A 20,766-nucleotide genomic window follows, 5' to 3' on the forward strand; every position below is an offset into this window, starting at 1 on the left:
TGACCCGTTCGCCCCCGCCTCCGCGGGAGCAGGCTCTGAGCTTGTCGAAGCCTGTCCCGAGCGCCTGCAAGGCAGTCGAAGGGGGCCGTTCTTTCTTTCAGCGCCGCAAGAAGAAGGACAGTGCTTCGACAAGCTCAGCACGAACGGAAGAAAGGGTGATGCAGATTTATGGCTCGCTGCTCTAGGGAGCGGGTGACGCTCTCTCCCCTTCAGGGGAGAGATACGAAGGCTTGCGAGGCCTGAGGTTGTCGAAGGGCTGGCTTTGCCAAAGTTGAGGGGGGTAGCAGGCGCTTTTCCCTTCTCCAGGCGGCGCTAGCTCGTGCCCTGATATACGACAACCCCTACCCATCGCGCCCGTAGACATCCTTCCGGAACGCCACGCCGCCGTCCACCGCGACGGCGGTGAAATAGGTCAGATAGACGGGCACGCCGACAGGCAACGGCACCGCCTGTTCGGGGGCCTTGCCCTTGGCCCGCAGCGGCTTCTGGAACAGCCAGCGGCCGAGTTCGGATGCCTTTTCCAGCCGGATGCAGCCGTTGCTGAAATGGCGGTCGTCCTTCTGGAACAGCGCGCGGTCGGGGGTGTCGTGGAGGTAGATGCCTTCCCGGTTCGGAAACAGGAATTTGACCTTGCCCATCGAATTATGGCTGCCGGGCAGTTCGCGCAGGCGGAGTAGCTGCCGTCCCGCGGCGACCGCCTGCCAGTCGATTTCAGAGGATGACAGCTTGCGTGGGTTCGGTCCCCAGTCGGACAGCGCCTCCATGTGCAGCGACTTGAGGCTGCGACCCGCCAGCACCTTGGGCGCGATGCTGCGCTGGGCCAGATAGTCGGGGACATTCCAATAGGGGTTCAGGATCGCCCACTGGATCGTGCCGGCGAGCATCGGCGTCTGGGTTTCGGCCGCGCCGACGACGACGCGCATCGATCCTTCGCGCTTGCCGCCGCCATAATAGTACAGCCGGCCCGACGAGGCATCGACGACGATATGGTGGGTCCAGGGTCCGGGCAGGATGCGCGCCCGGTCGAGGTTGAGCGCGATCCGGTCGAGCGCCTGTTCCGACGCGCCGCGAGCGCGCGCATCGCCCATCAGGCGGCGGAGGCGGACATAATGTTCGCTCATCCAGCCCATGTTCGCCATATAGGCGTCGAAATCCTTGGGAAAGGCGGCGGCGCGCAGCACGGCCTGGGTGTCGGGCCGCTTCGCCTTCAACGCCTTGTCGGCCCAGATCATGCCGACGTCGCGCGGGCGGCGCTGGTCGCGGACATAGCGTGCGAAGCCCTTGGACAGCGCCAGCTCGGCACGCGCCAGCGCCCCGGCATCGCCGCCCTTCGCCGCGGCGAGCGCCGCGCGCAGGTCGCCGGGATCGTAGGAAGCGGGTTTGAGGCCGTCGAGCCGCGCCGACTCGATATAGCCAAGCAGGCTCTGCGCCGCCGCGACGATCCGGCCCGAACGCACCCACAGCGGTCGATAGCCGCGTTCGGCGTAGAAGCGCTTGATGTCGCCCCTCGCCTCGTCGCGCAGGATCAGCGCGACCGCGTCGTCGATGGGAATCGCCGCATATTGCGCCGCTCGTGCGTCGGCGGCCAGCGCGGGCGCGCCGAAAACCGGCGCGCCCGCGAGAATCAGGAACGCAAGGGGAAGGCAGCGGCGCCGCATTCCCCCCTTGCGAGGAATCAGCCTCTCTCTCCGACCTGGGTCGGCGGCGGCGGGGGCGGAGGCGTCATCGGCGCATTGGGATGATAGATGCCGTCGGCGGTGTAATAGCCGTCGATGATGCCGTCGCCGTCGCGGTCGGCAGCGACGCTGCCGGGCACGGCGCCGGGCGGGGGTGGAGGCGCGGCGGCGACCTCTTCCTTGTTCGAGCAGGCGGCGAGCAGCAGCGCGGTGGCGCCCGCCAGCATGAGGGGTTGGAAACGCATCACTCACTCCCTTGGAAAACCGCCCGGACGAAAGCGGGCGTGGGCCAAACCCGCAGGGCGCGCCGCATGTTTCCGAGGGCCGCGGTCGATAGCGGCGAACGGTGGCTTTTCAGCGATGACCGGTGGAACGACGGCGACGTCCTATGCCGCGACCGCGTCCTCGCTGCGGCTCGCCGCGGCTTCGAGAAGGCGCTTTTCCAGCCCCCTGACCCGCACCGCGCCGTCGATCTTGTCGCCGATCAGGTCGGTGACGTAGAAGGTGTCGACCGCGCGCTCTCCATAGGTGGCGACATGCGCACTATGCACCGTGACCTTCGACTGGAACAGCGCATAGGCGAGCTGGTTCAGCAGCGCGGGGCGGTCCTGCGCATTGACCTCGACCACCGTGAAGCGGTTCGAGGCATTGTTGTCGACGAACACGCTGGGCGCCACCCGAAACGCCTCGGCGCGCGCGCGGGGCAGGGCGCGGGCCTCGAGTTTCGGCAGCAGTTTCTGGCGATTGGCGAGCGCATCCTCGATCGCGCGGGTCAGGCGCTGGATCTGCCCGGCTTCCGCGAAGGGCCGGCCGAGCGGGTCCTGGACGAGGAAATTGTCGAGCGCCAGCCCGTCGCGCGTCGTGTGGATGCGCGCGTCGATGATATTGCCGCCGGCAAGGTGGATGCCGCCCGCAATGCGATAGAAGAGCCCCGGATGGTCGGCGGCGAGGACCATCACCAGCGTCGCGCCACGATCGTCGTCGGGCACCGCGGCGATGTGCAGCGGCGCGTCGCCCGCCTGCCGGATGTGGAGCAGGTTCGCCGCGATCACCTCGACCGGCTCGGCGATCCAGTAGCTTTCGGGCAGGCGCTTCGCGAGCGCCTGGAACACCGCGTCGCCGAAGCCGAACTGCGCGGCGACCGCTTCCTTCTTGCTCGCGATCCGCGCCTCGCGCCCCTTCTGCTTGTGGCCGAGGCGCAGCACCTCTTCGGCGGCGTCGAACAGTTCGGTCAGCAATTGCCGTTTCCAGCCGTTCCACACGCCGGGACCGACCGCGCGGATATCGACGACGGTGAGAACGAGCAGCAGCCGCAACCGCTCGGCGCTCTGCACGATCTGCGCGAAATCGAGGATCGTCTTGAAATCGGCAAGGTCGCGCTTGAAGGCGGTCGCCGACATCAGCAGGTGATGGCGCACCAGCCACGACACCGTCTCGGTTTCCGCCTCGCTGAGCCCCAACCGCGGGCAGACGCGCAGCGCCAGTTCGGCGCCGAGGACGCTGTGATCGCCGCCGCGCCCCTTGGCGATGTCGTGGAGCAGCACCGCGACATAGATGGTGCGGCGCGAATGGAGGTTCCGCATGATTGCGGTCGACAGCGGATGATCGTCCGTCAGCCGGCTCTGTTCGATGTCGGAGAGCAGGCCGATCGCGCGGATCGTATGTTCGTCGACGGTATAATGGTGATACATGTCGAATTGCATCTGCGCGACGACGCGGCCGAAATCGGGCACGAAGCGGCCGAAGACCCCGGCCTCGTTCATCCAGCGCAGCACCGTTTCGGGATCGCGCGGGCTGGTCAGCACGTCGAGGAACAAGTCGTTGGCGCGCGCGATGCGGCGGATCCTGCCGTCGATCAGCTTGGCATCGTGGCGCGCCTGGCGCATCGCCTGCGGATGGATCTCCAGCCCGTACCGGTCGGCGAGCGCAAAGATTTCGAGCAGGCGCACCGGGTCCCGCTGAAAAAAATCGTCGACGGGGAGCGCGAGCCGGCCGCGGTCGAGCACGAAGCCGTTGAGCTTGCCGGGCCGGCGGCGCAGCGTCGGCAGGAAGCGCCGCCCACGCTTCGCCATCTGCTCGTCGAGATGCGCGAGGAAGGTGCCGGTCAGATCGCCGACGCTCTTCGCATGCAGGAAATAGAGCTGCATGAAGCGTTCGACCGCGCTCTTCCCCGGCCGCTCGGCGAACTGCATGCGCTGTGCGATCTCGCGCTGGAAATCGAAGGTCAGCCGGTCCTCGGCGCGCCCGGCGAGGGTGTGGAGGTGGCAGCGCACCGCGAGCAGGAAATTTTCGGCGCGCGCGAACTGCCTGAGTTCGCGCGTCGTGAGCAGCCCCGCGTCGACCAGTTCGGGGACGGTGCGGACGCGGTGGATGAACTTGCCGATCCAGAACAGGGTATGGAGGTCGCGAAGGCCGCCCTTCCCTTCCTTCACATTGGGTTCGACGACATAGCGCGAATCGCCCATCCGTTTATGCCGCTCGTCGCGCTCGGCGAGCTTTTCGGCCACGAAGGCGCGCGCATTGCCCGCGACGACCTCGGCATCGAAGCGCGCCGCCGCCTGGTCGTAGAGGGCCCGGTCGCCCCAGATGAAGCGCGCCTCGACCAGCGCGGTGCGGATGGTCAGGTCGTCCTTTGCGGCGCGGATCATCTCGTCGACCGAGCGCGACGAATGGCCGACCTTCAGCCCGAGGTCCCACAAGGTATAGAGCTGCGCCTCGATCACCTGCTCGGTCCAGCTCGTCTGCTTGAACGGGGTGACGAAGCCGATGTCGACGTCGCTGTGCGGCGCCATCTCGCCGCGGCCGTAGCCGCCGACCGCGATCACCGTGATCCGCTCGCCCGCCGTGCGATTGCTCGCGGGATAGAGGTGATGGGTGGTGAAGTCGTGGGAGAGGCGGACGATCTGGTCGATCAGGAAAGCGGTCGCATTGGCCGCGAGCCGGCCAGCCGAGGGATGATCGAGCAGGCGGCGCTCGATCTCGGCGCGCCCCGCATCGAGCGCCTCCCTGAGCAGCGCCACCACTGCACGCCGCCGCTTTCCCGTGTCGCTCGTCTCGGCCGCGATCTCGTCGAGCCGTCCCGACAGCGCGCGGCGGTCGATGATCGCGCGGCGATGGTCGAGATGGTCGAACAGGTCGCTCATCGCTCTTCGACCAATATCTGCTTGAGCCGATAGAGTTCGCCCAGCGCCTCGCGCGGCGCCAGCGCGTCGGGGTCGATACCGGCGAGCGCCTCGCGCAGCGCGTCCTTCGCGGCTTCGGGCGCGGCGGCGAGAGTCGCCGCGAAGAGCGGCAGGTCGTCGAGCCCCGCAGCGAGACCGCCGGTCGCCTCGCGCCCCGCCTCCAGCTTGGCGAGCACCGCCTCGGCGCGCTGGACGACCGCGGCGGGCACCCCGGCGAGCCGCGCGACGGCGAGACCGTAGCTGCGGTCGGCGGGCCCCTCGGCAAGCTCGTGCAGCAGCACCAGATCGCCCTGCCATTCGCGCGCGCGGACATGGTGGAGCGACAGCGCGCCCAGCGTTTCGGCGAGCCGGGTGAGCTCGTGATAATGGGTCGCGAACAGGCAGCGGCAGCGATTGACCTCGTGCACCGCCTCGACCACCGACCAGGCGAGCGCGAGCCCGTCGTAGGTCGAGGTGCCGCGCCCGACCTCGTCGAGGATCACGAAGCTGTTCGGCGTCGCCTGCGCGAGGATCGCCGCAGTCTCGACCATCTCGACCATGAAGGTCGAGCGCCCCCGCGCGAGATTGTCGCTCGCGCCGACGCGGCTGAACAGCCGGTCGACCAGCCCGAGCTTCGCCGACGCGGCGGGGACGAAGGCGCCCGCCTGCGCGAGCACGACGATCAGCGCGTTCTGGCGCAGGAAGGTCGACTTGCCGCCCATGTTCGGACCCGTCACGAGCCACAGCCGGTCGTCGGGCGATAGCGCGACGTCGTTGGGCACGAAGCGCTCGCCGCCCTTCGCCAGCGCCGCCTCGACCACCGGGTGGCGACCGCCGGCCACGTCGAGGCATGGCGCGTCGGCGATATCGGGGCGGCACCAATTGTGGCTCATCGCATGGTCGGCGAGCGCGGCGGCGACGTCGATCCGCGCGAGCACGTCGCAGCTCGCGGCGATCGCCTCGCGCCGCGCCACCGCCTGATCGGTGAGCGTTTCGAGGTGCGCCGCCTCGGCGGCGAGCGCGTGGACGCCCGCCTGCGTCACCCGGCTTGCCGCCTCGTGCAGGTCGGACGAATTGAAACGCACCGCCCCGGCGAGCGTCTGGCGATGGGTGAAACCCGATTCGGGCGCCATCAGCGCGTCGGCATGTTTCGCGGGTACCTCGACATGATAGCCGAGCACGCCATTGTGGCGGATCTTGAGCGCGGCGATGCCGGTGCGTGCGCGATAGTCCGCCTCGAGCGCCGCGATCGCCTTGCGCCCGTCGCGCGCGGTCTCGCGCAGCGCGTCAAGCGCGGCGTCATGACCCTCGGCGATATAACCGCCCTGCGCCGCGTCGACCGGCGGGGTTTCGATCAGCGCGCGCGTCAGTTCATCGACGAGCGCACCATGGCCGTCGAGGCCGGGGAGCAGCCGTGCGAGCAGGGGCGGCAGGTCGGCGCGGCGCGCGAGCCGTTCGCGCAACAGCCGCGCCCCGCCGAGCGCGTCGCGAAGCTGCGCCAGATCGCGCGGGCCGCCGCGTCCCGCAACGAGGCGGCCAAGCGCGCGGCCCGCATCGGGGAGCGCCCGCAGTTCGCCACGCAGTTCGCCGCGCCACAGCGCGTCGCGGGCGAGTGCGTCGACAAGATCGAGACGATCGAGGATCGCGTCCCGGTCGGTGAGCGGACTCGCAAGGTCGTCGGCGAGCAGCCGCGCGCCCGCCGCGGTGACGGTGCGGTCGATCGTCGCGAGCAGACTGCCCTCGCGCGTCCCCGCCATGGTGCGAACGAGCTCGAGGCTTTCGCGCGTTGCGGCGTCGATCGCCATCCGCCCCGAGGCCGAGACACGCAGCGGCGGCTGGAGGAACACGGCGCCGCCGGTGCCGACATGGTCGAGATAGGCGGCGATCGCGCCCATCGCCGCCACCTCGCCGCGCGTGAAGGCGCCGAAGCCGTCGAGCGTGCGGACCCCGAATAGCGTTTCGAGCCGCTTCTGCCCGGCGCCGCTCGAAAAATCGCCCTGCGGGCGCCGCACCACCTGCCGCGCGGTCCAGGCGGGAAGATCGTCCGCCGCCTCGCTGACCAGCAATTCGGAGGGGGCGAGCCGCGCCAGCTCGGCATCGACCTGCTCGGGCCGCACCGCGACGACCTCGAAGCGCCCGGTCGAGATGTCGGCGGCGGCGATCGCGACCTCGGTCTCGCTGCCCACCGCGGCGAGCGCCGCAAGGCGGTTGGCGCTACGCCCTTCGAGCAAAGCCTCCTCGGTCAGCGTCCCCGCCGTGACGAAGCGGACGATGTCGCGCGCGACGAGCGCCTTCGACCCGCCGCGCGCCTTCGCCTCCGCCGGGGTCTCGACCTGTTCGGCGATCGCGACGCGGTGCCCCGCCTTGATGAGGCGCGCAAGATAGGCTTCGGCCGAATGGACGGGCACGCCGCACATCGGCACCGGCTGTCCGTCATGCTCGCCGCGCGCGGTCAGCGCGATGTCGAGCGTCGCGGCAGCCGCCTTCGCATCGTCGAAGAACAGCTCGAAGAAGTCGCCCATGCGATAGAAGAGCAGACAATCGCCCGCGCGCTCCTTCAGCGTCCAATATTGCGCCATCATCGGCGTCGCGGCAGGCGCGGCGTTGCTGTTCGCGGGTTTCGGAGCGGTGGCGGGCATCCGCCCCTGCTTAGTGATTGGAGGCGGCATGGCAAGGCCGGCGGACGCGGCTTTGCAATCATCTGCCATCCAACATTGCCGGTTACATTTTCGCGAGGCGGCGCTAGGGGAAACACTCGGGCGCGCATCTTGTGGATATTTCGAGAGGACAAAGAATGGACAGCGGCAGCAAGGTGCAATTTTCCGACCGCGAGGCGCTGCTTTATCACAGCTACGGCCGCCCCGGGAAAATCGAGATCATCGCGTCGAAGCCGATGGCGACGCAGCGCGACCTCTCCCTCGCCTATTCGCCCGGCGTCGCGGTGCCGGTGAAGGCGATCGCCGACGATCCCGCCACCGCCTATGACTATACCGCCAAGGGCAATCTGGTCGCCGTCATATCGAACGGCACCGCGATCCTGGGCCTCGGCAATCTGGGGGCGCTCGCCTCCAAGCCGGTGATGGAAGGCAAGGCGGTGCTGTTCAAGCGCTTCGCCGACGTCGACTCGATCGACCTCGAGGTTAAGACCGAGGACCCGCAGGCCTTCATCGACGCGGTCGAACTGCTCGAGCCGAGCTTCGGCGGCATCAACCTGGAGGATATCGCCGCGCCCAACTGCTTCATCATCGAGGCGGCGCTGAAGGAACGGATGAACATCCCCGTCTTTCACGACGACCAGCACGGCACCGCGATCATCACCGCCGCCGGGCTGATCAATGCGTGCCACCTGACCGGGCGCGACCTCAAGGATATCCGCGTCGTCGTCAACGGCGCCGGCGCGGCGGCGATCGCCTGCACCGAGCTGATCAAGGCGATGGGCGTTCCGCACGACCATGTCATCATGTGCGACCGCAAGGGCACCATCTATCAGGGCCGCACCGAGGGCATGGACCAGTGGAAATCGGCGCACGCCGTGCCGACCGAGGCACGCAACCTGACCGAGGCGCTGAAGGGCGCCGACGTCTTCCTCGGCCTGTCCGCCGCTGGCGCACTCAAGCCCGAGATGGTCAAGGAGATGGCGCCGGCGCCGATCATCTTCGCGATGGCCAACCCCGACCCCGAAATCTCCCCGCCCGACGCGCGCGCCGCGCGGCCCGATGCGATCATCGCCACCGGGCGTTCGGACTATCCGAACCAGGTCAACAACGTGCTGTGCTTCCCCTTCATCTTCCGCGGCGCGCTCGACGTCCGGGCGACCGCGATCAACGAGGAGATGAAGATCGCCGCCGCGAACGCGATCGCCGAGCTCGCGCGCCAGCAGGTGCCCGAGGAAGTCGCCGCCGCCTATGGCGGGCGCGCATCGAGCTTCGGCCCCGAATATATCATCCCCTCGCCCTTCGACCCGCGGCTGATGGAGATCGTCCCCGCAGCGGTGGCCAAGGCGGCGACCGAGTCGGGGGTCGCGCAGCGGCCGGTCACCGACATGGCGGCCTATCGCACCAGCCTGCGCGCACGGCTCAATCCGACGACGTCGGTGCTGACGCTCGCCTATGAGGCGGCGCGCAAGAATCCGAAGCGCGTCGTCTTTGCCGAGGGCGAGGAGGAGGTGGTGCTGCGCGCCGCGATCCAGTTCCGCGACGGCGGCTATGGCATCCCCGTGCTCGTCGGACGCGAGGGGCTGCACGACAAGTTGCGCGACATGGGCGTCCCCGATGCCGAGAGTTTCGAGGTCCACAACAGCGTCAATTCGCCGCATGTGCCCGAGATGGTCGAGATTCTCTACAAGCGGCTGCAGCGGCGCGGCTATCTGCGCCGCGACTGCGAGCGCATGGTCAACCGCGACCGCAACATCTTCGGCTCGCTGCTGCTGAAGCTGGGGCTGGGCGACGCGATGATCACCGGCGTCACCCGCACCTATGCGCAGACGATGCGCGAGGTACGCCGCGTGATCGACCATGCCGAGGGCAAGACGCCGTTCGGCATGCATATCTGGGTCGGGCAGCAGCAGACGATCTTCATCGCCGATTCGACCGTGAACGAGCGCCCATCGGCCGAGATGCTCGCCGACATCGCCGAGCGCACGGCGCAGGTCGCGCGCCGCATGGGGCATGAGCCGCGCGTCGCCTTCCTGTCCTATTCGACCTTCGGTAATCCGCCGGGATCATGGCTCGGCAATATCCGCGACGCCGTCCATATCCTCGACGAGCGCCAGCCCGAGTTCGAATATGAAGGCGAAATGGCGCCCGACGTCGCGCTCAACGAAAAGCTGATGAAAAGCTATCCCTTCTGCCGCCTGTCGGGGCCGGCCAATGTCCTGATCATGCCGGGGCTGCAATCGGCGAACCTGTCGGCGAAGCTGCTACGCGAACTGAGCGACGGCGCGGTGATCGGGCCGGTGCTCGTCGGCATGGAAAAGCCGGTTCAGGTCGCGACCATGGCGTCGCCGGCCTCGGATCTGGTGACGCTCGCCGTGCTCGCGGCGGGCGGGATCACGGGATAGAGGAAAGCCGGGCCGTCGCCTCTGCGAAAGCGGGGCGGCGCGCCTACGGCCCGGTGTTGCCGCCCTGCGGTCCGCCCATGCCGGCAGCACCGACCGCGCCGATATTGCCGAAGATATCGTCGAAGAAGCTGCGGTCGCGGCCGAGGGTCGGCGTCTTGTCGCCTTCGGGGTTGATCTTGCTCACCAATTCGAGCCCGGTCCGGTCGACGGCGGCGACATTGCCCTGCGCGTCGAAGCGGATGCGCAGCACCTGCTGCGACACCGGCCGCGGATCGGCGAAGGCGAGTTGCCGCGTCTCGCGCGACAGATAATAATATTCATTGTCGCTGAACTGGCTGACGAAGCTCGGGTGGCCGAGCGTCTTTTCGACCGATTCGCGGTTGTCGACGCCCGGCGTGATCGCCTGCGTCAGCACCGGGTCGACGACATAGCCCTGCCGTCCGCGGAGCTGGCTGCATCCGCCGAGCACCAGCAGGGCGATCATCCCGGCCCCGAGCAGGCGCAGGCGCGCAGGCGGCGTGGGGGCGAAAACGGCGGGCTTGGCAATCGGCATCAAATTATCTCCGGCGCGCAGGCCCTGCCTGGCCTCACCCGGCCGCCCGCCCCGGCGGCCGGCAGCAGACGGCTGCGCTTGTGTCTGGCGCCTCTTAACCGCAAGCGGGCGGGGGGCACAAGCCGCTTGTGGCGAGGCGAAGCTTGCTGGAAGCTGACCCGACTCCCCCTTTTCGCCGCGCGCAATTGCGCCTAAGCGGGCGGCATGATTTCGCTGCGCAAGCTGTTTCGCCCCGGCCCCGATCCGCGCGAGGCGCGCCGCCCGCTGTGGCAGGCGGTCGTCGCGACCGCGCGCGCGCCGCATTGGTATGAGGCGGGCGGGGTTCCCGACACGCTCGACGGACGGTTCGACATGGTCTGCCTGATCCTCGCGCTCGTCCTCCACCGCATCGACGACGATCCCGTGCAGGCGGTCGCAGCGGTAGAGCTTACCGAGTTGTTCGTTGCGGACATGGATGGGCAGATTCGCCAGATCGGCTTTGGCGACATGGTGGTCGGCAAGCAGATCGGGCGGATGGTCGGCGCGCTCGGCGGCCGGCTGGGCGCCTATCGCGCCGCCGATGGATCGGACGCGCTGCGTGAGGCGCTGGTGCGCAACCTGTGGCGCGGGCAGGCGCCGGCGGACGCGGCGCTCGCGCATGCGATGGCCGAGGTCGCGGCGCTGCGCGGCGCCTTGGCCGCGATGCCGGTCGTCGACCTGATCGCCGCCGACCGCCTGCCGGGGCGGCCGGCGTGAACGTGGCCGAATTTCCTCATGTGGTGACGCTGGCGGAGGCGGCGCAGGGACGGCGAATCGCGCTGGAGGCCGACGCCGATGCCCGTGCGCGGATCGCCCGGCGACTCGACCTGGTGGCGCTCGACCGCTTCACCGTCGCGGCCGAGGTGCGCGCGGTCGCGGGCGGGATCGCCGCAACGGGCCGGATCGAGGCCGACGTGGTCCAGAGTTGCGCCGCGACCAGCCTTCCGGTTCCCGCCGCCGTCGCCGAGGATTTCGACCTGCGCTTCCTGCGCGACGCGATGCCCGTGACGGAGGCGGAGGAAGAAGTCGAGATCGACAGCGCCGATTGCGACATATTGCCGCTGGAAGGCGATCGCGCCGACCTGGGCGAGGCGGCGGTACAGACGCTGTCGCTGGCACTCGACCCTTTTCCGCGCCACCCCGACGCCGACCGCATTCTGGTCGAAAAGGGCGTGCTCAGCGAGGAGCAGGCGGGGCCGTTTGCGGCACTCGCCAAGCTGCGCGGCAAGTCAGGCAGTTAGGACGGATCGACGTTCAGCTCGGGCGGCCTGCGTTAAATCGGCATCACCCTTCCCCGTTCGCCCCCGCTTTCGCAGGGGCGGGCTCCGAGCTTGTCGAAGGGCTGTTCTTTCCTTGCGACGCCGAAAAGAAAGAACGGTGCTTCGACAAGCTCAGCACGAACGGAAGAAAGGGTGATGCAGATTGAATGCACGGCGCTCTAGTCGCCTGGACCTGCAGTTCATCGGCCTGTTCTCTCGGCCAGCGCAGTGCTTCGTTCGAGAGCAGGCCATGGATGCTGAAACAAGTTCAGGGTGACGATTACCAATGCCGCGAACTTCGTTTCCACTATACTAGGGTTCTTCGTCGGGTTCGGGCGCCGCATCGCCACCCGTCGCGCCATCGTCCCGGATGAGGTCGGCCATCGCGTCGTCGAGGTTCGAGTCCGGCCTGGCCGGCCCGGCAGCTTCATTCCCGGATTCATCCTCCCCCGCCACCGACAGCGCGCCGCCGAGCGCCTTGGCGAGCCCGACGAGCTGTTCGCCGAGCACGCGATCGACTGCGGGCGCGATCTCGGCGACCTTGAAGCGCATATAACCGCCGACGACGTAGTCGAAGCGGATCGCAGCGCCGGCATCGGTGGGTTTGATCTGGATCGTCAGCGTGCCCGTGACCGCCTCGCCCTGCAGCGGGCCGAAGGCGCCCGACAGGCGCATCATGGCGTTCGGCTGCGCGAAGAGGATGCGCGCATGCTGGACGCTGCCCATGCCCGCGACACCGGGCAGTTTCTCGCAGAAACAGCCGCCCGCCTGCGAATCGAGCCAGAAGTTCGCCGCATCGCCCGACCAGCTATGCTCGGCCGACCACCATTTGTCGGGGGTGCGCAGCATCGCCCACACATCCTCGGGCGCCGCGGCGACCTGCGCCGTGTGGGCGACGGTGAAGCCGATGTCGCTCTGGTCGATGACCTTGGCCTGCACCGGAGCCGCGAACAATGCGGTCGCCAGCGCCGCTCCGGCAAAACAGCCCTTACGCTTCATCTTCCTTCCCCCGCCCCCGGCCGCGCCCACGCGAATCCCACGCAGGCTTGCACCGCCATAGGGCGTTTTCAAGCGGGGTGATAGCGCGGCAGGAGGTTACGGGCACCAGTGAGCGAGAACCCGCTCCGTCAGGGCGTTGCAATCGGCCCCGGCAAAAGGAAAGCTGCCGGTAAGCGCCGACCGGAGGTCCGGCGCGAGAAGCTGTTGCAACCGCCGCCGCGCCCGCAGGCAGCGCGTTTTCACCGTCGCCGGTGCGATGGCGAGCAGCGCGGCGGTTTCCTCCACCGACAGCCCCTCGACCTCCCGCAACACGAACACAGTGCGAAATTCCTGCGGCAGCCGCTCGATCGCCGCCTCCATCATCGCACGGATCTGGCCCCGCGCCAACTCCGCGTCGGGCTTGTCGCCCTGCATCGAACCACGCATCAAGCTGTTCCGATAATCGTTGAGATCGACGACCGACGTCGCGTCGAGCCGCCTGCGCCGGCGCTGTGCCGCCCGCGCGCGGCCCAGGGCTTCGTTGATCGCGATGCGTGTCAGCCAGGTCGACAGCGACGAGCGTCCGGCAAAGCTGCCGATCGCTGCGAACCCGCGCATATAGGTGCTTTGCACCACATCCTCGGCCTCCTCGCGTTGTTTGAGCACGCTCCAGGCGACCCGGAACAATCGCTGGTTATTGCGTTCGGTCACGATCCGCACCGCGGCGCGATCGCGGGCCGCGATCCGCGACGCCAGTTCCAGATCGGAAAGCTCTCTCGGGTCGGCCCATGACGGCACCATCACCCCTCCCCTCCACCGCTGCCGCGCGCCGCCGGCGGCAGCGAATCGAGCAGTTCGTGCCGCAGCCCTGCATCGGTGCCGAATTCGCCCAGCCAGCATTTGGTCACCAGCGACACCCCATGTTGCCGCACCCCGCGTGTCGACATGCAGGCGTGCCCGGCCTCTATAATCACCCCGACACCGCGCGGCTGCAACGCTTCGTTCAGCGCTTGGGCGATCTGCCGCGTCAATCGTTCCTGCAGTTGCAGCCGGCGCGCATAGACATCGACGAGCCGCGACAGCTTTGAAATGCCGACCACCCGGTCGCGGGGACGATAGGCGACATGGGCGACGCCGACGATCGGCGCCAGATGATGTTCGCAGGTGGACACCAGGGGGATCGAGCGCAGCAGAATCGTTTCGTCATAGCCCGCCGTCTCTCCGAAGCTGCGGCTGAGCAGATGATGGGGATCGATCCGATAGCCCGAGAACCATTCGCGATAGGCGCGCGCCACCCGCGCCGGCGTCTCCGTCAGCCCTTCGCGCGCGGGATCGTCGCCTACCGCCGCGATCAGGGTGCGAACCGCCGCCTCGATCTCGGCCTGTCCCGGTCGCCGCCGTGCGGCTTCGGACGCGCCGCCCGTCTCGATCGCGGCTGGTTCGGGGCTCAGTTCGTACATCTCCATTCGCGCCTCTCATTATCCATGATGCCCATTGGATGCCGCACCGCGCCCCAGGTTCCCGGGAACCTTATTGCGGCGGCGCCATCCAATGGCTGCATTCAAACAAGGAGAAGCATGATGCTGAAACCACTTATCTGGGCCTGCGCCGCGGCGTCGCTGGCCATCAGCGGCGCCGCTTTGTCGCATGACGCGGCGAAACCCAGCGACGCGCAGATCGCGCATATCGCCTATACGGCGGGGCAGATCGATATCGACGCCGGAAAGCAGGCGCTCGCCAAATCGAAGAACCCGACGGTGCGGGCGTTTGCCGAAGAAATGGTCCGCGATCATGGTGCGGTGAACGACAAGGCGCTGGCGCTGGTCAAGCAACTCGGCGTCACGCCCGAAGCCAACGCGACCAGCAGCGCGCTGACCGCGCAGGCCACGCAAAAGCATGACGAACTGGCCAAGCTGGACGGCGCGGCGTTCGACCGCGCCTATGTCGCGAACGAGGTCGCCTATCACGCCACGGTCAATGGCGCGCTGCGGGACGTGCTGATCCCGTCGGCGACGAACAAAGAGCTGAAATCGCTGCTGGAAACCGGACTGACGCTGTTCAGCCAGCACCAGATGCATGCCGAGCATCTGGCCGCGAGCCTGCGATGATGCGCGCGATAGCCTGTGCGCTCGCGATAGCCACCGTCCCCCTGCTCGTCGCCGCGGCGCCGACGCCGAGGGTGCATAGCATCGTCATCGACAAGATGAAGTTCGGCCCCGCTCCAGCGGAGCTGCGCGCCGGAGACACGATCCTGTGGGTCAACAAGGATTTGTTCCGCCATACCGCCACCGCGCGCGACGGCAGCTTCAACGTCGACCTGCCCGCCGGAAAAAGCGGCAGGACCGTGCTCAAGCGATCGGGCACGATCGCCTTCTACTGCATCTATCACCCGGGAATGACCGGAACGCTGACCGTCGGGCGCTCGCGGCCCGCGTCATGAGGGGGTCGCACGCGACCCGCAACAGGAAGCCGCCGGCGATCAGCCGGCGGTGGCGAGAATGGCTTCGATCGCGTCGTTGACCTGATCGATCGGCGCCATGCCGTCGACGTGGGCGACGATGCCGCGCGCGTCGTAGATCGGCAGGATCGGCGCGGTCTTGGCGCGATATTCGGCCATGCGCGTGCGCACCGTTTCGGCATTGTCGTCGGGACGGCGCTTGAAATCGTGGCTGCCACAGACGTCGCAGGTGTCGGCGACCTTTGGCAGCTTGTAGCGATCATGATAGCCGGCGCCGCATTTCGCGCAGGAGAAACGACCGGTGATGCGGTCGACCAGCGCATCCTCGTCGACGACGAGTTCGATGACATGGTCGAGCTGGCGGCGGCGCGCGCCGAGCAGCCCGTCGAGCGCCTCTGCCTGCGCCGCGGTGCGCGGATAGCCGTCGAAGATCACCGAGACGTCGGGGCCGAGTTCGTCGAGCCGTTCGCCGATCAGGCCCGAGACGATCTCGTCCGAGACCAGTTCGCCCGCGTCCATCACCGCCTTGGCCTGGAGACCGATCGGCGTGCCCGCCTTGACCGCGGCGCGCAGCATGTCGCCGGTCGAGAGCTGGACCATGCCATGCTCGTCCTCGAGGCGCGACGCCTGCGTTCCCTTGCCCGCCCCCGGCGGGCCCAGCAAAATGATGTTCAGCGTCATGGAAGCCCCTGTATCCCGTCCCGACCGTTCCGTTTCGTCGGGGTGGCCCTAACCGACCGATCAGCGCCGCGCAACGCCGCCCTTCAATTTGGCCTTCTTGATCAGGTCGCCATATTGATGCGCGAGCATGTGACTCTGCATCTGGGTGATCGTGTCGACCGTGACGTTGACGATGATGAGCAGGCTGGTGCCGCCGAGATGGAAGGGCAGGGCGGACCGCGCGATGAAATATTCGGGCACGACGCAGATCACCGCCAGATAGGCGGCGCCGATCACGGTGATGCGCGTCAGCACGAAATCGAGATAGGCGGCGGTGTTCTTGCCCGGGCGGATGCCGGGGATGAAGCCGTTCTGGCGCTTCAGATTCTCGGCGGTTTCCTCGGGATTGAAGACGACCGCGACATAGAAGAAGCAGAAGAAGATGATGCCCGCGGCATAGAGGCTCATGTAGAGCGGCTGGCCGTGCGCGAGATACTGGTTGAGCGTGATCAGGAAGTCGCCCCACGCCGATTCGCCCGAGACGCGATTACCCATCATCTGGGTGACGGTCAGCGGCATCAGCAGCAGCGACGAAGCGAAGATCGGCGGGATCACGCCCGAGGTGTTGACCTTGAGCGGCAGGTGGCTGCGGTCGGCCTGCATCCCGCGCTGGGTCGCGCGCTTCGGATATTGGACGAGGACGCGGCGCTGTGCGAGCTCCATGAAGCTGATGAAAGCGATGATGACCACCGCGCCGCCGAGGACGAGGAGGATGACGCTGCCGCTCATCGAGCCTTCGCGGACCTGGGTGAAGAGCTGCGCGAAGCTGCGCGGAAGCTGCGCGAGGATGCCCGCCATGATGATGAGCGACACGCCATTGCCGATGCCGCGGCTGGTGATCTGCTCGCCGAGCCACATCAGGAAGAGGGTGCCGCCGACGATGCTGATGACGGCGCCGATACGGAACAGCATGCCTGGATCGACGACCGCGCCGACCCCCTGGCTCGCACCGAGCGTTTCGAGCCCGACAGCGACGAAATAGCCCTGGATCGCGGTCAGCGCGACGGTGCCGTAGCGCGTATATTGGTTGAGCTTCTTGCGCCCGCTCTCGCCCTCTTTCTTGAGTGCGGCGAGGCTCGGCGACAGCGCCGAGGCGAGCTGCACGACGATCGAGGCGGTGATATAGGGCATGACGCCGAGCGCGATGATGCTCATGCGCTCGAGGCTGCCGCCCGAGAAAGTGTTGAAGATGTCGAGCACGCCGCCCGACGCCGCCTGATTGTAGAGCTGCGACAGCGCGACCGGATCGACGCCCGGCAGCGGCACGAACGACAGGAAGCGGAAGACGATCAGCGCGCCGATCGTGAACCAGATGCGGTTCTTGAGTTCGGTCGCCTGACCGAATTTCGAAAAGCTGAGATTGGATGCCAGCTGGTCGGCGCGAGAGGCCATGATATCTTTCCTCGAGTGGCGGACCGCGCCCCCGCGACCCGGCGCCTATGTGCGTTCGGCGGGCGCGAAGCGCAAGGGGAAAGGCCCGATTTAAAGCCCCTCCTCTTCACGGGAGGGGTTGGGGTGGGGCCTGTCGATCGCGCGCAAGGCCGACACCCTCCCCGCTGCGACTAGCGAGCAAGCTCGCAAGTCTCGCTGCCCCTCCCGCAAGCGGGAGGGGAGCCATTTTTATTCGCCCTTGGCTTCCTCCGCCGAAGCCGCAGGCAGTTCGACCTTGCCGCCGGCCTTTTCGACCGCGGCGATCGCGCCCTTCGAGGCGCCCCCGACGGCGAAGTTCAGCTTGGCGGTCAGTTCGCCCTTGGCGAGGAGGCGGACGCCGTCCTTGCCGCCGCGCGCAACGCCAGCGGCCTTCAGCGCGTCGTGATCAACGGTCTTCTTCGCATCGAGCTTCTTCGCATCGACCAGCTTCTGGATCATGCCCAGATTGACGATCGCGAAGTCCTTGCCGAAGATATTGTTGAAACCGCGCTTCGGGATGCGCATGTGGAGCGGCATCTGGCCGCCCTCGAAGCCGTTGATCGAGACGCCCGAGCGGCTCTTCTGGCCCTTCTGGCCGCGGCCGGCGGTCTTGCCCTTGCCCGAGCCGATGCCGCGTCCGACGCGCATCCGGCCCTTGCGGGCGCCATTGTTGTCGCGGAGATCGTTAAGCTTGATAGTCATGGTTGCACTCGCTTTCGCTGTGTTCGCGCTGTGGACCGGCCCCGAGGGATCAGTCCGGTTCGATTTCGCTCGATGGCTGAAAGCCCGGATAGGGTCCGGCCTTTTCCATCACGATGGCCTGGGCGACATAGCCGCGGCCATCGACCTGGGTGATCGACGGGCTGCCGTGAAGCTGCCACCCCCGGTTGAGCAGCCCCTCGACCCGCGCGCAGAAGGCGCTGTCGTCGGGACCGGTCAATAGGCGGTAGAGCTTCATCGACCTTAGCCCTCGATGACTTCCACCATGTGCGGAAGCTTGCGGATCATGCCGCGCACTTCCGGGGTGTCGACCAGTTCGACCTCGCGGTGCATCTTGCCCAGGCCGAGGCCGGTCAGAATGGCGCGCTGTTCCTTGGGACGACGGATCGGCGAGCCGATCTGGCGAATCTTGATAGTCTTGCCGGCCATGGTCTTACTCCGTCACCGCCGCGGCTTCGGCCTCGGCCGCACGGTCGGACGCACCGCCGCGCTTGATGAGGTCCGACACCTTCTTGCCGCGGCGCTGCGCGACCGACTTGGGGCTGGTCTGCTCGCCGAGCGCCTCGAAGGTCGCGCGGATCATGTTGTAGGGATTCGAGGTGCCGACCGACTTGGTCACCACATCGGCAACGCCCAGCGATTCGAAGACGGCGCGCATCGGGCCGCCGGCGATGATGCCGGTCCCCGCGGGCGCCGAGCGCAGCGTGACCTTGCCGGCGCCGAAATGGCCGCGGCCGTCATGATGCAGCGTCCGACCATCGCGCAGCGGAACGCGGATCATCGCCTTCTTCGCCGCGGCGGTCGCCTTCGAGATCGCTTCGGGAACCTCGCGCGCCTTGCCGTGGCCGAAGCCCGCGCGGCCCTTGCCGTCGCCGACGACGACGAGCGCGGCGAAACCGAAGCGCTTGCCGCCCTTCACCGTCTTCGACACGCGGTTGATGTGGACGAGCTTTTCGATCAGCTCTTCGCCGCCATCCTCATCGCGGTCGCGCGACCGGCGATCGTCGCGGCGGCCACGGCCACCGTCGCGACCGCCGTCCCGGCCACCGCGGCCGCGACGCTGGGGCGCGCCGGTCGTTTCGGTCGCCGCCTCGGGGGCGCCTGCGGCGTTCTGAACTTCGTCTGCCATCGTTAAAACTCCAATCCGCCTTCGCGCGCCGCGTCGGCCAGCGCCTTGATGCGCCCGTGGAACAGGAAGCCGCCACGGTCGAACACGACCTGGGTCACGCCCGCCTTCTTGGCGGCAGCGGCGAGGCGCTTGCCGACATCGGCGGCGGCAGCGGCGGTCGCGCCGGTCTTGCCGCGGACGTCCTTGTCGAGCGTCGAGGCGGCAGCCAGCGTCTTACCGGCGGCGTCATCGATGAGCTGCGCATAGATATGGCGGCCCGAACGATGCACCGACAGACGCGGACGCCCGGCGGCGCGCTGGCGGAGGGCGGTGCGGACGCGCTGACGGCGCTTCTGGAAAGGGGTAAGATGTGCCATGGCTTACTTCTTCTTGCCTTCTTTGCGGAAGATGTACTCGCCGCGATATTTGATGCCCTTGCCCTTATAGGGTTCGGGCTTGCGCCAGCGGCGGATCTCCGCCGCGACCTGGCCGACCTTCTGCTTGTCGATGCCGCTGATCTCGATCGTCGTGTTGTCCGGCGTCTTGATCTCGATGCCCTCGGGCACCGCGAAATCGACATCGTGGCTGTACCCGAGGTTCAGCTTCAGAGTCTTGCCCTGCGAGTTGGCGCGATAGCCGACGCCGGTGATCTCAAGCACCTTGGTGAAGCCCTCGGTCACGCCCGTGATCAGGTTCTGCACCAGCGTGCGCTGCATCCCCCAGAACGCGCGCGCTTCGCGGCTGTCGTTGGCGGGCTTCACCGAGATCGAACCTTCGCCGACCTCATAGTTGATGAGGTCGGACAGCGGCATCGCCAGCGTGCCCTTGGGCCCCTTGACCGACAGCTCGCCGCTGTCGATCGCGGCGGTGACACCGCTGGGGATTGCCACGGCCTTTTTACCGATGCGCGACATCAGAACACCTCCGCCAGCACTTCGCCGCCGACATTATGCTCGCGCGCTTCGGCATCCGACAGGACGCCGCGCGGGGTCGACACGATGGTGATGCCCAGGCCGTTGCGCACGATCGGCAGCTCTTTCGAGCCCGAATAGATGCGGCGGCCCGGCTTCGAGACGCGGGCCACGTGGCGGATCGCCGGCTGGCCCTCGAAATATTTGAGCTCGATGCGAATGCCCTTGTGCTGGCCCTTCGCGCCCAGCGCTTCTTCGCTGTAGCCGCGGATATAGCCTTCGCGCTGGAGCACATCGAGAACGCGGACGCGCAGCGTCGAGGCGGGAGTCAGGACGCTGTCCTTCTTCGCCTGCTGGCCGTTGCGGATGCGGGTGAGCATATCACCCAGGGGATCGGTCATTGCCATCTTGTCAGTCCCTTACCAGCTCGACTTCACAACGCCGGGGATCAGGCCCTTGTTGGCCAGATCGCGGAGCTGCACGCGGCACAGCCGGAATTTACGGTAATAGGCGCGCGGACGGCCCGTCAGCTCGCACCGGTTGCGGATGCGGGTCGGGTTTCCGTTGCGCGGGATTTCCGCCATCTTGAGGCGCGCGATCAGACGCTCGCCATCGTCGAGCGAGGTGTCGGCCGCAATGGCCTTCAGCTTCGCGTAGCGACCGGCATATTTCTTCACCAGACGCTTGCGACGCTCGTTCTTGTTCACCGAACTCAGTTTCGCCATGACTTAAGTT

At 67.6% G+C, this 20,766-nt stretch carries 23 protein-coding genes; 5 read left to right on the forward strand and 18 right to left on the reverse strand.

Going from position 1 to position 20,766, the window contains the following annotated elements; all coding sequences use genetic code 11:
• Positions 1-341 precede the first annotated feature (341 nt).
• The 4 genes from FHR21_RS00300 to mutS all read right to left on the reverse strand — a co-directional run bounded on the left by FHR21_RS00300 (position 342) and on the right by mutS (position 7,476).
• Entirely contained in the window at positions 342-1,658 is a 1,317-nt protein-coding gene (locus FHR21_RS00300) for a L,D-transpeptidase scaffold domain-containing protein (protein ID WP_184094167.1), read from the reverse strand.
• 17 nt (positions 1,659-1,675) lie between these two features.
• Positions 1,676-1,921 (reverse strand): hypothetical protein, encoded by a 246-nt coding sequence (locus FHR21_RS00305; RefSeq protein WP_184094169.1) that lies wholly within the window; start codon positions 1,919-1,921, stop codon positions 1,676-1,678.
• Positions 1,922-2,062: 141 nt separating this feature from the next.
• On the reverse strand, positions 2,063-4,819 hold the full coding sequence (locus FHR21_RS00310) for a [protein-PII] uridylyltransferase (protein WP_184094172.1): 2,757 nt from the start codon (positions 4,817-4,819) through the stop codon (positions 2,063-2,065).
• A complete protein-coding gene (gene mutS / locus FHR21_RS00315; RefSeq protein ID WP_246426982.1) occupies positions 4,816-7,476 on the reverse strand; it encodes a DNA mismatch repair protein MutS in 2,661 nt (886 codons plus the stop codon). The genes FHR21_RS00310 and mutS overlap by 4 nt, the downstream gene beginning before the upstream one ends.
• Positions 7,477-7,631: 155 nt before the next feature.
• Here mutS and FHR21_RS00320 point away from each other — a divergent pair, with 155 nt between their 5' ends.
• Complete coding sequence (locus tag FHR21_RS00320; RefSeq protein WP_184094175.1) at positions 7,632-9,896, forward strand: NADP-dependent malic enzyme; 2,265 nt, start codon at positions 7,632-7,634, stop codon at positions 9,894-9,896.
• Positions 9,897-9,939: 43 nt separating this feature from the next.
• Here the strand turns inward: FHR21_RS00320 and FHR21_RS00325 are convergent, their stop codons facing one another.
• The gene (locus tag FHR21_RS00325) at positions 9,940-10,449 is read right to left on the reverse strand and encodes an outer membrane protein assembly factor BamE (protein WP_184094178.1); all 510 of its coding nucleotides are present in this window, start codon (positions 10,447-10,449) and stop codon (positions 9,940-9,942) included.
• A 204-nt stretch (positions 10,450-10,653) separates the two neighbouring features.
• Between FHR21_RS00325 and FHR21_RS00330 the strand changes: the two genes are divergently transcribed.
• Positions 10,654-11,184 carry a ubiquinol-cytochrome C chaperone family protein gene (locus FHR21_RS00330; protein ID WP_184094180.1) on the forward strand — a complete coding sequence of 177 codons (531 nt, stop codon included), beginning with the start codon at positions 10,654-10,656 and terminating at the stop codon, positions 11,182-11,184.
• 2 nt (positions 11,185-11,186) lie between these two features.
• The gene (locus FHR21_RS00335; protein WP_338113003.1) at positions 11,187-11,708 is read left to right on the forward strand and encodes a YceD family protein; all 522 of its coding nucleotides are present in this window, start codon (positions 11,187-11,189) and stop codon (positions 11,706-11,708) included.
• Between the two features lie 330 nt (positions 11,709-12,038).
• On the opposite strand, the gene FHR21_RS00340 is transcribed toward FHR21_RS00335, so the two are convergent.
• From FHR21_RS00340 to folE, 3 genes are all read right to left on the reverse strand, one after another.
• On the reverse strand, positions 12,039-12,725 hold the full coding sequence (locus tag FHR21_RS00340; RefSeq protein ID WP_184094184.1) for an SRPBCC family protein: 687 nt from the start codon (positions 12,723-12,725) through the stop codon (positions 12,039-12,041).
• A gap of 96 nt (positions 12,726-12,821) precedes the next feature.
• On the reverse strand, positions 12,822-13,505 hold the full coding sequence (locus FHR21_RS00345) for an RNA polymerase sigma factor (protein WP_184094186.1): 684 nt from the start codon (positions 13,503-13,505) through the stop codon (positions 12,822-12,824).
• The gene (gene folE, locus FHR21_RS00350) at positions 13,505-14,164 is read right to left on the reverse strand and encodes a GTP cyclohydrolase I FolE (protein WP_184094188.1); all 660 of its coding nucleotides are present in this window, start codon (positions 14,162-14,164) and stop codon (positions 13,505-13,507) included. The genes FHR21_RS00345 and folE overlap by 1 nt, the downstream gene beginning before the upstream one ends.
• A 120-nt stretch (positions 14,165-14,284) precedes the next feature.
• On the opposite strand from folE, the gene FHR21_RS00355 reads away from it, so the two are divergent.
• On the forward strand, positions 14,285-14,812 hold the full coding sequence (locus FHR21_RS00355) for a DUF4142 domain-containing protein (RefSeq protein ID WP_184094190.1): 528 nt from the start codon (positions 14,285-14,287) through the stop codon (positions 14,810-14,812).
• Positions 14,809-15,144 carry a cupredoxin domain-containing protein gene (locus tag FHR21_RS00360; RefSeq protein WP_246426983.1) on the forward strand — a complete coding sequence of 112 codons (336 nt, stop codon included), beginning with the start codon at positions 14,809-14,811 and terminating at the stop codon, positions 15,142-15,144. The genes FHR21_RS00355 and FHR21_RS00360 overlap by 4 nt, the downstream gene beginning before the upstream one ends.
• A 39-nt stretch (positions 15,145-15,183) precedes the next feature.
• Here the strand turns inward: FHR21_RS00360 and FHR21_RS00365 are convergent, their stop codons facing one another.
• From FHR21_RS00365 to rpsN, 10 genes are all read right to left on the reverse strand, one after another.
• Positions 15,184-15,843, reverse strand: coding sequence for an adenylate kinase (locus FHR21_RS00365; protein WP_184094192.1), 660 nt, complete (start codon positions 15,841-15,843; stop codon positions 15,184-15,186).
• A 60-nt stretch (positions 15,844-15,903) separates the two neighbouring features.
• On the reverse strand, positions 15,904-17,274 hold the full coding sequence (gene secY, locus FHR21_RS00370; RefSeq protein WP_184094194.1) for a preprotein translocase subunit SecY: 1,371 nt from the start codon (positions 17,272-17,274) through the stop codon (positions 15,904-15,906).
• Between the two features lie 228 nt (positions 17,275-17,502).
• Positions 17,503-17,994, reverse strand: coding sequence for a 50S ribosomal protein L15 (gene rplO, locus FHR21_RS00375; RefSeq protein WP_184094196.1), 492 nt, complete (start codon positions 17,992-17,994; stop codon positions 17,503-17,505).
• A gap of 49 nt (positions 17,995-18,043) precedes the next feature.
• On the reverse strand, positions 18,044-18,250 hold the full coding sequence (locus tag FHR21_RS00380; RefSeq protein ID WP_067180143.1) for a DUF1737 domain-containing protein: 207 nt from the start codon (positions 18,248-18,250) through the stop codon (positions 18,044-18,046).
• A 5-nt stretch (positions 18,251-18,255) separates the two neighbouring features.
• Positions 18,256-18,441: a 50S ribosomal protein L30 gene (rpmD, locus tag FHR21_RS00385; protein WP_184094198.1), complete on the reverse strand. Its 186-nt coding sequence runs from the start codon at positions 18,439-18,441 to the stop codon at positions 18,256-18,258.
• Between the two features lie 4 nt (positions 18,442-18,445).
• Positions 18,446-19,141 (reverse strand): 30S ribosomal protein S5, encoded by a 696-nt coding sequence (rpsE, locus tag FHR21_RS00390; protein ID WP_184094200.1) that lies wholly within the window; start codon positions 19,139-19,141, stop codon positions 18,446-18,448.
• Between the two features lie 2 nt (positions 19,142-19,143).
• Positions 19,144-19,497, reverse strand: a complete 354-nt coding sequence (gene rplR, locus FHR21_RS00395; RefSeq protein WP_184094202.1) for a 50S ribosomal protein L18 — start codon at positions 19,495-19,497, stop codon at positions 19,144-19,146.
• 3 nt (positions 19,498-19,500) lie between these two features.
• A complete protein-coding gene (gene rplF / locus FHR21_RS00400) occupies positions 19,501-20,034 on the reverse strand; it encodes a 50S ribosomal protein L6 (protein WP_184094204.1) in 534 nt (177 codons plus the stop codon).
• Positions 20,034-20,438 (reverse strand): 30S ribosomal protein S8, encoded by a 405-nt coding sequence (gene rpsH / locus FHR21_RS00405; protein ID WP_037556380.1) that lies wholly within the window; start codon positions 20,436-20,438, stop codon positions 20,034-20,036. The genes rplF and rpsH overlap by 1 nt, the downstream gene beginning before the upstream one ends.
• Before the next feature lie 12 nt (positions 20,439-20,450).
• On the reverse strand, positions 20,451-20,756 hold the full coding sequence (gene rpsN, locus FHR21_RS00410) for a 30S ribosomal protein S14 (RefSeq protein WP_067108754.1): 306 nt from the start codon (positions 20,754-20,756) through the stop codon (positions 20,451-20,453).
• Between the last annotated feature and the right edge of the window lie 10 nt (positions 20,757-20,766).

Origin of the sequence: Sphingopyxis panaciterrulae (assembly GCF_014199295.1) — a bacterium.
In the GTDB taxonomy this organism is placed as follows: Bacteria; Pseudomonadota; Alphaproteobacteria; order Sphingomonadales; family Sphingomonadaceae; genus Sphingopyxis; species Sphingopyxis panaciterrulae.

Excerpts from the sequence above, each read along its gene's own strand:
- rplR (WP_184094202.1), bottom strand. The coding sequence starts at position 19,497 with ATGGCACATCTTACCCCTTTCCAGAAGCGCCGTCAGCGCGTCCGCACC.
- secY (WP_184094194.1), bottom strand. The coding sequence starts at position 17,274 with ATGGCCTCTCGCGCCGACCAGCTGGCATCCAATCTCAGCTTTTCGAAA.
- rpsN (WP_067108754.1), bottom strand. The coding sequence starts at position 20,756 with ATGGCGAAACTGAGTTCGGTGAACAAGAACGAGCGTCGCAAGCGTCTG.
- rplO (WP_184094196.1), bottom strand. The coding sequence starts at position 17,994 with ATGACTATCAAGCTTAACGATCTCCGCGACAACAATGGCGCCCGCAAG.
- FHR21_RS00305 (WP_184094169.1), bottom strand. The coding sequence starts at position 1,921 with ATGCGTTTCCAACCCCTCATGCTGGCGGGCGCCACCGCGCTGCTGCTC.
- rpmD (WP_184094198.1), bottom strand. The coding sequence starts at position 18,441 with ATGGCCGGCAAGACTATCAAGATTCGCCAGATCGGCTCGCCGATCCGT.
- FHR21_RS00340 (WP_184094184.1), bottom strand. The coding sequence starts at position 12,725 with ATGAAGCGTAAGGGCTGTTTTGCCGGAGCGGCGCTGGCGACCGCATTG.
- rpsH (WP_037556380.1), bottom strand. The coding sequence starts at position 20,438 with ATGGCAATGACCGATCCCCTGGGTGATATGCTCACCCGCATCCGCAAC.
- folE (WP_184094188.1), bottom strand. The coding sequence starts at position 14,164 with ATGTACGAACTGAGCCCCGAACCAGCCGCGATCGAGACGGGCGGCGCG.
- FHR21_RS00330 (WP_184094180.1), top strand. The coding sequence starts at position 10,654 with ATGATTTCGCTGCGCAAGCTGTTTCGCCCCGGCCCCGATCCGCGCGAG.
- FHR21_RS00365 (WP_184094192.1), bottom strand. The coding sequence starts at position 15,843 with ATGACGCTGAACATCATTTTGCTGGGCCCGCCGGGGGCGGGCAAGGGA.
- FHR21_RS00325 (WP_184094178.1), bottom strand. The coding sequence starts at position 10,449 with ATGCCGATTGCCAAGCCCGCCGTTTTCGCCCCCACGCCGCCTGCGCGC.
- FHR21_RS00310 (WP_184094172.1), bottom strand. The coding sequence starts at position 4,819 with ATGAGCGACCTGTTCGACCATCTCGACCATCGCCGCGCGATCATCGAC.
- rpsE (WP_184094200.1), bottom strand. The coding sequence starts at position 19,141 with ATGGCAGACGAAGTTCAGAACGCCGCAGGCGCCCCCGAGGCGGCGACC.
- FHR21_RS00380 (WP_067180143.1), bottom strand. The coding sequence starts at position 18,250 with ATGAAGCTCTACCGCCTATTGACCGGTCCCGACGACAGCGCCTTCTGC.
- FHR21_RS00355 (WP_184094190.1), top strand. The coding sequence starts at position 14,285 with ATGCTGAAACCACTTATCTGGGCCTGCGCCGCGGCGTCGCTGGCCATC.
- FHR21_RS00300 (WP_184094167.1), bottom strand. The coding sequence starts at position 1,658 with ATGCGGCGCCGCTGCCTTCCCCTTGCGTTCCTGATTCTCGCGGGCGCG.
- FHR21_RS00360 (WP_246426983.1), top strand. The coding sequence starts at position 14,809 with ATGATGCGCGCGATAGCCTGTGCGCTCGCGATAGCCACCGTCCCCCTG.
- FHR21_RS00345 (WP_184094186.1), bottom strand. The coding sequence starts at position 13,505 with ATGGTGCCGTCATGGGCCGACCCGAGAGAGCTTTCCGATCTGGAACTG.
- FHR21_RS00320 (WP_184094175.1), top strand. The coding sequence starts at position 7,632 with ATGGACAGCGGCAGCAAGGTGCAATTTTCCGACCGCGAGGCGCTGCTT.
- rplF (WP_184094204.1), bottom strand. The coding sequence starts at position 20,034 with ATGTCGCGCATCGGTAAAAAGGCCGTGGCAATCCCCAGCGGTGTCACC.
- mutS (WP_246426982.1), bottom strand. The coding sequence starts at position 7,476 with ATGCCCGCCACCGCTCCGAAACCCGCGAACAGCAACGCCGCGCCTGCC.